At 38.7% G+C, this 10,474-nt stretch carries 8 protein-coding genes and 1 pseudogene; 3 read left to right on the top strand and 6 right to left on the bottom strand.

Annotated features, from left to right (window positions below):
* A pseudogene (locus HMPREF0083_RS29090) lies at window positions 1-210 on the top strand (hypothetical protein); the annotation flags it as partial.
* An 87-nt stretch (window positions 211-297) separates the two neighbouring features.
* Here the strand turns inward: HMPREF0083_RS29090 and HMPREF0083_RS19825 are convergent.
* From HMPREF0083_RS19825 to HMPREF0083_RS19800, 6 genes are all read right to left on the bottom strand, one after another.
* The gene (locus tag HMPREF0083_RS19825; RefSeq protein WP_021623493.1) at window positions 298-1,500 is read right to left on the bottom strand and encodes an MFS transporter; all 1,203 of its coding nucleotides are present in this window, start codon (window positions 1,498-1,500) and stop codon (window positions 298-300) included.
* A 12-nt stretch (window positions 1,501-1,512) separates the two neighbouring features.
* Window positions 1,513-2,409, bottom strand: coding sequence for a DMT family transporter (locus tag HMPREF0083_RS19820; RefSeq protein WP_040304022.1), 897 nt, complete (start codon window positions 2,407-2,409; stop codon window positions 1,513-1,515).
* 164 nt (window positions 2,410-2,573) lie between these two features.
* Entirely contained in the window at window positions 2,574-4,466 is a 1,893-nt protein-coding gene (locus HMPREF0083_RS19815) for an FtsX-like permease family protein (RefSeq protein ID WP_021623491.1), read from the bottom strand.
* Window positions 4,441-5,217: an ABC transporter ATP-binding protein gene (locus HMPREF0083_RS19810; RefSeq protein WP_021623490.1), complete on the bottom strand. Its 777-nt coding sequence runs from the start codon at window positions 5,215-5,217 to the stop codon at window positions 4,441-4,443. Before HMPREF0083_RS19810 ends, HMPREF0083_RS19815 begins: the two co-directional genes overlap by 26 nt.
* A 182-nt stretch (window positions 5,218-5,399) precedes the next feature.
* Window positions 5,400-6,386 (bottom strand): sensor histidine kinase, encoded by a 987-nt coding sequence (locus HMPREF0083_RS19805; protein ID WP_021623489.1) that lies wholly within the window; start codon window positions 6,384-6,386, stop codon window positions 5,400-5,402.
* Complete coding sequence (locus HMPREF0083_RS19800; protein WP_040304021.1) at window positions 6,383-7,090, bottom strand: response regulator transcription factor; 708 nt, start codon at window positions 7,088-7,090, stop codon at window positions 6,383-6,385. Before HMPREF0083_RS19800 ends, HMPREF0083_RS19805 begins: the two co-directional genes overlap by 4 nt.
* 667 nt (window positions 7,091-7,757) lie before the next feature.
* Between HMPREF0083_RS19800 and HMPREF0083_RS19795 the strand changes: the two genes are divergently transcribed.
* Together HMPREF0083_RS19795 and HMPREF0083_RS19790 are read left to right on the top strand one after the other, a co-directional pair.
* Window positions 7,758-8,525 (top strand): ABC transporter ATP-binding protein, encoded by a 768-nt coding sequence (locus tag HMPREF0083_RS19795; protein WP_040304020.1) that lies wholly within the window; start codon window positions 7,758-7,760, stop codon window positions 8,523-8,525.
* A complete protein-coding gene (locus tag HMPREF0083_RS19790; RefSeq protein WP_021623486.1) occupies window positions 8,512-10,443 on the top strand; it encodes an ABC transporter permease in 1,932 nt (643 codons plus the stop codon). Before HMPREF0083_RS19795 ends, HMPREF0083_RS19790 begins: the two co-directional genes overlap by 14 nt.
* Window positions 10,444-10,474 lie beyond the last annotated feature (31 nt).

Genomic DNA, 10,474 nt, shown 5'->3' with positions numbered 1-10,474 from the left:
CTTTTCCTCTCTAGACAATCAACACCCTTGGTATACGGTGCCGAAATTGTAGCCGCTGTAGCTCTTTGGTTCACCGCACTCTCACTTCTTATCTCCTCGGCAAAATTCAGGGCGTTCTATGGAAAGTACCGGGTTTGGTTTGATCGCCTTTTAGGAGCTGTTTTATTGTATTTTGCCCTGCGTATTATTCTTTCTTTTCTTTTAGCATAAACATCCCTTCTCTACACTAAAGAGCCGTTCAACTTATGGAAAAATTCCGTTATTATTGAACGGCTCTACGCTTATTTCTATCAATCCTTATAGCTTTCTATCACTTGGAATACATAACGTAAACAGTACAGCCACTACAATAAAAATACTAAATAAATGCATAACAACATCTACGCCATAATGGTCGGAAATGGCACCCATGAACGTAGCTCCGATGCCTCCTGCGCCTACGCCAAATCCAATCATTAAGCCCGATACCATCGAGATTTTGTTCGGCATTAACATCTGAGCATATACTACACCGACAGCAAAGGAAGACAAAATCGTAAAGCCAAATATGAACAATACGATAGGGAGCATGATCCCATCTACCATCGGCACTAGGATGGAGAACGGAATCGAAGCAACCATCGACCACAAAAGAATAGACTTTCTTGAAAGCCGATCCGAGATTTGTCCGCCAATGTACGTTCCAATCGCACCTGCACCGAGGAATAAGAATACATAAATTTCCGCCTGGTGCAATGAGATGCCCTTTACCTGACCATAAAAAGGTAAAAATCCGGCGACGCCAATTTGTACCCACGAACGTAAAATTACAACAATAAGAAGCAACAGCATCGCAATTGGGTAGCTTTTGCCCTCAAGCGTCTTTTTCAGCTTCATGCTATGGCCCAATTGCTCTTTATACCAGGGAATCATCCATATCGTCATAACGAATGACAAGATACCTAAGAGAAAAAATACCCACATGCTTTTTAATCCAGATGACAAAAGAAACAGCGGAATTAACAATGCCCCTAATGCTTGCCCGGAATTGCCGCCGACCTGATAAATCGCTTGCGCCTTTCCCCTCTCATTACCAGAGGCTAAAAACACGCACCGGTTCGATTCAGGATGAAAAATTCCAGAGCCTAATCCAGAAATAGCAACTGCTACCAGCAAAAAATAATAATTTGTAACATAACCGGTAATGGACAACCCGAGTCCGGTCAGGAGTACACCTAGAGGCAACGCCCATGGCTTCGGTTTTTTATCAGTTAAGTATCCAAATAAAGGCTGCATGACCGATGAGGTTAAATATGAAATAAGAACGATAAGCCCTGTTTGCGTGTAATTCAAATTGAACGCCTGCTTGTATAATGGTAACAGCGCAGGAACAATACCCACTGTCATCATGTCATTCAATAAGTGTGAACCACCTATCGTATAAACGACGCTTTTCTTCAGTTTAGTAAACGATTTTTCACCGGATTGCCGCTGTACAAGCTTAGAAGGAATCGCCCCCATATATACTCTCCTTTACATGTTTGTTACAACACCCATCTTCTTACGGCGTGGTATAGCCGTAAATAAATATACACCACAAATTACAAGTGTAGTTCCGGAAAGCTGCACGCCTGTCATCGCCTCGCCGAGCAGCCAAAACGATAGCAGTGCAGTGAAAATTGGATTAAAGTTCAGAAAAATACCTGACTTCGTACCTCCAACCCGCTGTACACCTATATTCCAGAACAGCATCGCAAGCACGGTCGCTCCCACGCTGACATATATCGTCGCAAACCAGAATGACGGCCCCGGATCTGCTACTTTCAGCGAAGTGGCTGTGAATGGCAGCAGCGTGAGCACGCCGAAAATACCACTCCATAATGTTGACATGTATGGAGATACGCTCTTCATCGCCCATCGACCCGTCACGGAGTATAGTCCCCAAACAGCGACCGCACATAACATGTACAGGTCACCAACATTTAAATGCAGACGAAGCAGACGGACGGGGTCGCCGTGTGAAATCACTACGATAACGCCGAATAACGATACAATCATGCCCAAGACCTGGCGGCGTGTCATCCGCTCCCGCAGCAAAAAAAACGAAACGATGGCAATCGCCACAGGATTAAGTGCGGAAAGCAATCCAACATTGTCTGCCGATGTACGTTCAAGCGCCAAAAACATAAACAGATTAAACAGAACAACACCCGTCACTCCCATAAGGAACAAGGGCCATAATGCCTTCTTTGGCGGCAACAGCTTCTTGTCTTTCCACCACACAATAGGCAGAAGACATACGATCGCCGCCATCCAGCGCATATCGGTCAACACCATCGGCGAAGCATGCCCCACAAGAAATTTCCCTGCAACAAAGTTGCCGGCCCAGAGCATACTCGTGCAGAGCAGCAACAGATAGAACACCCACACTCCACTCACCTTCTTTCTTTTTCTCTTTTCTATTCAAGCATAACAGCTTTTTTATCCGGTTACTATCTTTTTGATAGTAACCTTCATTTAGGACTAGCCTACGCAATTAATTAATCCAAAATGTGAAAAAGCAGCGAATGCATCTGCCCTCGCTGCCATGGTTATTACATTAGCGCTCGTTTTACATGATGAATATAACGGGTACGCATAAATAAGAAATAGAGGATTTGTATTAGAAAGAAACTTCCAAGTACCAATGTTGATTCTTTTACAAGTGAATACTCAAACATATGCTGTAATGCGGTTAACGCAATAGCACCATGAATCGTAGCTACAATAATAGGTACAAAGAACAATAAGGCAAGTTGTGTTGTAATTACTTTTGTCAATTCTTTTTCGGTTAAGCCGAGTTTAGTAATCGCACTATATTGCCGAATATCCTCGTCTAAATCACTATAAAGACGAAAATACAAGAAGCTTCCTGCTGCTACAAAAAACACAGCTCCAATAAACAATCCGACAAATAGAATCAAGCTCATGCTTTCGGTTGTTTTTCCGACATCAACAGCTAACGAAGAAAAAAAATAGGTGCGATCAGGTGAAGGAGTAATCTTTTTTAGAAGAATGTTTCCGACTGCTCTTGTTTCCTGCCACCCGTTCACATCAAAAAGATAATGGTTTTCTTCTTTTGAGCTACGGATTTCATTGTAGACTAAATCAGGAACAACTAATAGGTTATAGCTGGTACTAAGTAACGGAAAAGTGGAATGAGTCATTACTTTTACAGGATTAAGTGTAATGTTGTTTTCTTTTAATACAATCTTTTCGTTCCTGTTAAATTGGTCTACACCCTTTTGTGAATATGGAACATATATCGTTTCATTTCCTTTTAGCAAAACTGTTTTTTCATTTTCATCCCTGGCATATTGATTAAAAATAGATTGCTTAACAAGTGTCACTTCATTGCCTGTTCGTAAACTTGTTTCATTTTTTGCAGGGATTTTTAGTTCTTTGTATTTAAATTTTGCTTTATTTAGTTCGGATTCAATAAGAGCGACATGTTTCATTTCTTGTACATTATTCTTTTTGGATGAATAAGTAAAAGCATAAGGTTTTCCATTTGTCATAACATCAACCATCATGGAACGAAGCCCTACCAATGTACCAATGGATGCAAAAGCAACGGTTGATACGATCGTTACAATAAAAAAGATTCGTGCATTATCTTTCATACGATAAGCCAAATTTGACAAAGCAATCATATTTGTTTTGTACCGATAAAGCTTTTTGTTGTGCTTTAATGCAGAAATAATCGAGACACTAAGCTGCGTAAATAAGAAGTACGTTCCGATCGACACGATGATTGTGACTGGTATCATGGCAAAGAAAACCCCTTCTTTTCTTACAAGCAGGGCAATGGTGTATCCAGCAAGCAGAAGAATAGCCGCAAGTAGCGATAACCAGATAGATGCCTTTGGTTCCGGTTTCGGTTTGGCGCTTCCTGTAAATAGATCGATTAATTTGTTGCCACGTAAAATAGTTGCCGTAAACAGAGAAATGAACAGGAAAAGCGCTAAGAATGCAATAAATGTAAAAATGATGGCTTTCCACGGAAAATAAAAAGGCAGCTTTCCTACTAGCCCTATTGCATTTTCGCCTATAAGCAATAATGCCTTTGCCAATATGAGCCCGGCTGTAATTCCCGAAACGGTCGCACCGAAGCCGATCATCATATTTTCAAGAAATACAAGCAGCTTTAATTGAAAATTAGAAATACCATGTATGACAAAAATGCCGAATTCTTTTTTTCGAGCTTTTAAAAAAGTACTCATCGAATACAAAACAAAGAAAAATGAAAATACATAAATAATCGATTCCGCAAAACGCATCCCTAATGAAACATAGCTGCCAAGACTTTCATTCGATAAGGATGGATGAAACGCGAATACGGCATAAACAAAGAAGACCATGACGGAGAACATACTGCTGAAGAAGTATGCAGCATATGTTCGTTTATTTCGAGTCACATTTTTATAGGCTAATTGACGAAAGGTCATATGAGTCTCCCCCAAGCAAAGATAAAACGTCAATAATCTTTTGAAAAAAGGCTTGTCGATTATCGCCACGATAGATTTCGTTATATAGACGACCGTCTTTAATAAAAACAACGCGATCGCAATAGCTTGCGGCTAAGGCATCGTGCGTCACCATCATCATTGTGGTCTCGTCTTGCTTATTTATCGTCTCCAACGTTTCCATTACATCACGAGATGACTTGGAATCCAAATTCCCTGTCGGTTCATCAGCTAACAGTAGTTTAGGTTCATGAATAATGGCACGGGCGATCGCTGTTCGTTGCGCTTGACCACCGGAAATTTCATACGTTCGTTTATTCAGGATTTGTTCGATTCCCAGTTTCTTTGCGATAGCATGTACTTTATTATCCATTTCCTTTACGCTAATCCCATCTAATGTGAGAGGAAGTACGATGTTTTCTTCAACGGTTAACGTATCAAGAAGATTAAACGATTGAAACACAAATCCTAAATCGCGGCGGCGAAAAAGCGCCAAGGCATTTTTATTTAATTGATACGGATTTTTACCGTCAATTAATACTTCTCCAGATGTCGGAGAATCGATTGTTGACACCATATTCAGAAGCGTTGTTTTCCCGCTCCCTGACGGCCCCATAATTCCGACAAATTCACCTTTTTCAATGTTCAAATCAATATCGGATAAAGCCTTATACACTATTTTTCCACCGTAAACCTTGCTAAGTCCACGAACTTGTAGCATTTGTGTTTCCATAACAACATCCCTTTCATCTTTTCTTACAGTTCATCATAAAGATTTACCGTAGTCTATCCAATCGAAAAACCTTTCATTTACCTTACATTGGTGTAATGTATAAAAAGAGTAAGCTAACATCGATAAATTTTAAATCCTAAAAAAATATTAACCCGTATCACTTTTGTGAATACGGGTTATTTTTAATGATTAGAAAATGGAAAGATAATGCGAGCAATGGTACCTTGGTTGATTTCAGATTCTAACTCGATTTTATGATTTAACTTTTCACACACTTCATGGATAAGGTACAACCCCATCCCGGTAGATTCCTTAAATTTCCGTCCGTTTTCCCCCGTATAAAACGGGCGAAAAACACGAGACAAATCCGCCCTGGGGATGCCTACCCCACGATCTTTCACCTCAAGGATAACGGCACGATTTTTTGGATAAGCGTTCACGGTTACATTTTCCCGACTTCCTGCAGAGTACTTAATGGCATTAGATAACAGTTGATTAAGAATAAATCTTAGCCACTTTGCATCCGACTCTACAGTTAAGGCAGGATCGATGCTTATTTCCGGGTATACTTGATTGCGAATAAACAGTTTCTTGTTTTCATGAATGACTTTATGCACAGCCTCCTTTAATTGAATTCTTTCAACCCGGAAATCATGCTCGAATACCCCGAGTCGTGCAACGTATAGAACCATTTCTAACCCTTTGCGCATTCGATCTGTTTCTTCAGCAATGCTTTCAAAACGGGGATCATCCTCATCTTGTGTAATCAGCTCAATTACGGAAAGAGGGGTTTTCATTTGATGAACCCATTGATTCATAAACGTTAGATGTTCAGATTTTTTCCGTTCCCACGTTTTTAGCTGGTTTTGACAAAGTAAATATTGAGTTTTAAGCAATTCATCAAGAGCTGTTGCTAATGGTGCAAAACCCGTTTTTTCCGTGAACTCATCTAAGTTTTTGGGAGGATTTGATAAACGTATATAAAATGAGCGATAACTGAAATATCGATACAATAAATAGGTGATTAATAAACAAACACCTAAAAATACCGAATACAGAGCGGTAGAAAGATGCCGATAACCATCAAGCCAATAAATAAGCAGAACAAGAAATAATTGAACAATTGTAAAGAATATTAGTGGAATATGTTCTCGTAAAAAAAGTCTCATTCTGTCTCACCATTATAATAAGTTACATTGAAACGATATCCGGCACCTCGAACTGTTTCAATCGCATCATGAATTCCTAGCTCTTGTAATTTTTTGCGTACGCGAGTGATATTAACATTTAATGTATTATCATCAACATAAGATTGATCATCCCATAGTTTTTCCAAAAGGGTCTCACGGCTAACAACACGAGGAAACCGCTTTAGAAGTGTTTCTAAAAGAACAGCTTCTTTTTTTGTTAACGCCGTTATTTGCTCTCCAAGCTTTAGTTCCATGCGCTCGGGATACAATGTAAGACCTGCTTGTTCAACAATACGCTCCTCCATTTTTGGTGCATATGCTCCATATGCTCTTCTCAAATGACTGCGGATTTTAGCCATAACAACATCGTAATAGAATGGTTTGGTAATATAGTCATCTGCACCATTTTCAAGTGCCATGACTTGATCCATTTCACCCGCTCGTGCCGAAATAAATATGATGGGACATGTAGAAATGGACCGTATTTGCCGACACCAATAATAACCGTCAAAGCTTGGCAAGTTTACATCTAATAACACTAAATCCGGCATAATATTATGGAATAAATCGAGAACATGATTAAAATCTTTTGTGATAGTAGCCTCATATCCATATTTTTCAATATGAGAATGAAGTAACTCTGCGATTTTTGTATCATCTTCAACAATCATAATTTTATTCATTATAATTACTCCTTTAATGATTATTAGGATACAATGAGAGCAATAAAACCAAGGGTGTTGATTATCCAGTATAATCCAGAGTGTAGCGTCATCACACCGTGCCCCAAACGGGCGTCGGTTCGTCTCCCGCGCGGAAGCAAAGAGGACCGCTTTTTGCCCCAGCCAGGCGGGACCACAAAACATCTGGGTAGAGGCGAAGGGGGAGACAATTGCCGTCCTTTTTCGCCTGGCTAGGGTAATCGCTTGGGAAGGGAGACGAAAGGCTGTGGTGGCCTTTTCCTCTTTGGACAATCAACACGCGTGTAATAAAACATTTGCAGGTTAATCAATATGATGTTCATTATAGCACAGCTTGTCGCTTTTACATTTGTATGATAAAATGGTAATTTAAGGTTTTTATCACAAAAAATTAATGTTTAAAAAGCTGATTTCCCCTTAAAAACAAAAGGAGAATCAGCTTTTTACTTTTTAGCCAACACATTAACTAGCCATTCGCTAATTTAATCACAGACAACCTCTCTCCTTGATTTTAATGAACCTTACACAGATGTAAGAGAAATGAAAGATGATTCGATAGGAACTATTCGTGATTGTGTTTTACACTGTGATACGTGATGAATCAATCATGCAAGGTTATTGCAGGAGGAAATTTACGGAGGTTAATAAAATGAAGACAATCTTACAAGCAAAAAATGTAGAAAAAGTCTTTGGCGCAAAAGGAAATGCTTTTACAGCATTAAAGAATATCACTCTCGAGATTAAAGAAGGTGAGTTTGTTGGCGTTATGGGCCCGTCTGGTGCAGGTAAGTCAACGCTTTTAAATATTTTTTCCACCATTGATGCAGCGTCATCAGGCGAGATCAATATAGATGGTAAAAATATCGTTACGATGAAAGAAGAACAATTGTCAGACTTTCGCCGCGATAAGCTAGGATTTATTTTCCAGGACTACAATTTGCTTGATACGTTAACAGTGAGAGAAAACATTTTACTCCCACTTGCCCTATCTAACGTACCTGTAAAGGAAATTGAGACGCGAGTCGAAAAAATAGCAGATACATTTGGCATTCGGGAAATCCTAGATAAGTATCCGTACCACATCTCTGGCGGACAAAAGCAGCGTGCGGCTGCATCCCGAGCAATTGTGACCAATCCAAGCTTGATTTTAGCAGATGAACCTACCGGTGCATTAGATTCAAAATCTGCTACAAGCTTATTAGAAAGCCTAAGTGCATTAAATGAAAACAATAAATCAACCATTATGATGGTTACACATGATGCTTTTGCGGCCAGTTTCTGTAAACGAATCGTGTTTATCAAAGACGGTCAGCTTTATAAGGAACTTCATAAAGAAGGACAAACCCGTAAGGTATTCTTTCAGGAAGTACTAGATGTCCTGGCTTCACTTGGAGGTGGGCATAATGACACTATTTAGTATCGCGAAAAAAAATATGAAGATGAATTTCAGGCATTATTTTTTATACTTTGCATCCATGATTTTTAGCATTGTTATTTATTTTACATTTGTTTCATTAAAATATGATCAAACGATTCAAGCGACTTCAGACGGTTCTACAAAAATTAGTTCTGCATTTAGTGGTGCAGCAGTCGTCTTAATCATTTTTGTGGCGATTTTTATTTGGTACTCGAATTCCTTCTTTACAAGAAAACGAAAAAAAGAAGTTGGACTTTATTCCTTGCTAGGTGTCCGCAAAAAACAAATTGGCCAAATGCTTTTTTATGAAAATTTGATTATGGGGCTTTTAGCGCTCATTATCGGAATTGCTATTGGTTCTGTATTATCAAAGTTGTTCGTCGCACTATTAATGAAGCTTATGGGCTATGAAGTAGTTGGGAATTTTTCGATTTCAATTGCCGCAATCATAAATACAGTGATTGTTTTTTCACTTATTACATTAATTGCTTCATTCCAAGGCTATCGATTAATTTATCGTTTTAAATTAATTGAGTTATTTCAAGCTGAGAAAGAAGGAGAGAAAGAATCGAGCGCTTCTTTCCTAATCGCATTACTATCCATTATTTTAATCGGCAGCGGATACTGGATTGCTCTTCAAAACTTAATGGATTCAAAAGTTTGGAGAACGCTTGGCCTTATGGTTACACCGATGGTTATTTTAGTAACTGTTGTGCTTGGTACTTATTTCTTGTTTAGTACATTGACTGTATATTTATTAAAACTTTCAAGAAAAAACAAAAAGAGCTATTGGAAAGGCATTAATATTATTGGAACATCACAGCTCTTATATCGAATGAAAGGAAATGCTCGGACATTAACGGTTATTGCTGTGCTCAGCGCAACAACATTAACCGCTGTTTGTACAGCATACAGCATGTATTATAACAATCGAACGAATGCCGAAAAATTCAATCCAAACAGCTTCATGTTTATAGATACAAACAACCACGTATCACAGAAAGTACAAAGCATTGTAAACAAAAGTAAAAACCATCAAGTCATTTATCATGAAACCATTCCGACACTTGAAATGAAGGCGGACATTACGGGCTTTAAAAATGAATTTTATGGAAATGAACTGATGTATACTGTTATTTCAAATCATGATTTTAACAAATTGGCAAAAGAGCAAAAACATAATGAAAATCTTACTTTAAAAGGTAACGAAGCGGTTGTCTTGGATGCAACCTACATGGATAGTATCTCACCAGCATATGTTGGTTCAGCCATCTCGTTTAAAACGAACAAAAAGGTTCAACACATTACGGTTACAGATTTCAAGAAATATAGTGTGTTCAACCTTTACACTGCTCAAAATTCCATTGTCATAAGCGATGAATTATTTGCCCGGTTACAGTCTGAAATAAAACCACTGAACATAGAGGCTTATAAAATTACAGATGATGATGATGCAAAACAATTGTCCAAAGATATACAAGCAATCGTTCCAGAGAAAGCAAACTTGTCAAGCTTCTATGCTAATTACGCTACCGGCCTTGAATCATCCGGACTCATGATCTTCATGGGCGGATTTTTAGGATTGGTGTTCTTAGCAGCAACGGGCAGCATTATTTACTTTAAACAATTAACGGAAGCTGGCGCAGATAAAGATCGCTATGAAATTTTACACAAAATCGGTGTAAAGAAAAAAGAAATACGCAAATCAATCGCAAAACAAATATTATTTATCTTTGTCTTGCCTTTGCTTGCCGGAATCACTCATTGCGCTGTTGCCTTAACTGCTTTATCTAATTTAATGCAAACAAACTTAGTTGTTCCGGTCGTTATATGCATGGGCATATATACAATTGCCTACATTGTTTATTATTTCTTAACGGTTCATTCCTACTACAAAATTGTGATAAAAACAAAATAAATCACACCTGTTGATTATCCATAAGGTGGAA

Origin of the sequence: Aneurinibacillus aneurinilyticus ATCC 12856 (assembly GCF_000466385.1) — a bacterium.
Classification (GTDB): domain Bacteria; phylum Bacillota; class Bacilli; order Aneurinibacillales; family Aneurinibacillaceae; genus Aneurinibacillus; species Aneurinibacillus aneurinilyticus.
The sequence above is the reverse complement of the archived record's forward strand: the minus strand, read 5'-3'. Positions and strand labels throughout refer to the sequence as shown.

Excerpts from the sequence above, each read along its gene's own strand:
- HMPREF0083_RS19790 (WP_021623486.1), top strand. The coding sequence starts at position 8,512 with ATGACACTATTTAGTATCGCGAAAAAAAATATGAAGATGAATTTCAGG.
- HMPREF0083_RS19795 (WP_040304020.1), top strand. The coding sequence starts at position 7,758 with ATGAAGACAATCTTACAAGCAAAAAATGTAGAAAAAGTCTTTGGCGCA.
- HMPREF0083_RS19805 (WP_021623489.1), bottom strand. The coding sequence starts at position 6,386 with ATGAGACTTTTTTTACGAGAACATATTCCACTAATATTCTTTACAATT.
- HMPREF0083_RS19810 (WP_021623490.1), bottom strand. The coding sequence starts at position 5,217 with ATGGAAACACAAATGCTACAAGTTCGTGGACTTAGCAAGGTTTACGGT.
- HMPREF0083_RS19800 (WP_040304021.1), bottom strand. The coding sequence starts at position 7,090 with ATGAATAAAATTATGATTGTTGAAGATGATACAAAAATCGCAGAGTTA.
- HMPREF0083_RS19815 (WP_021623491.1), bottom strand. The coding sequence starts at position 4,466 with ATGACCTTTCGTCAATTAGCCTATAAAAATGTGACTCGAAATAAACGA.
- HMPREF0083_RS19825 (WP_021623493.1), bottom strand. The coding sequence starts at position 1,500 with ATGGGGGCGATTCCTTCTAAGCTTGTACAGCGGCAATCCGGTGAAAAA.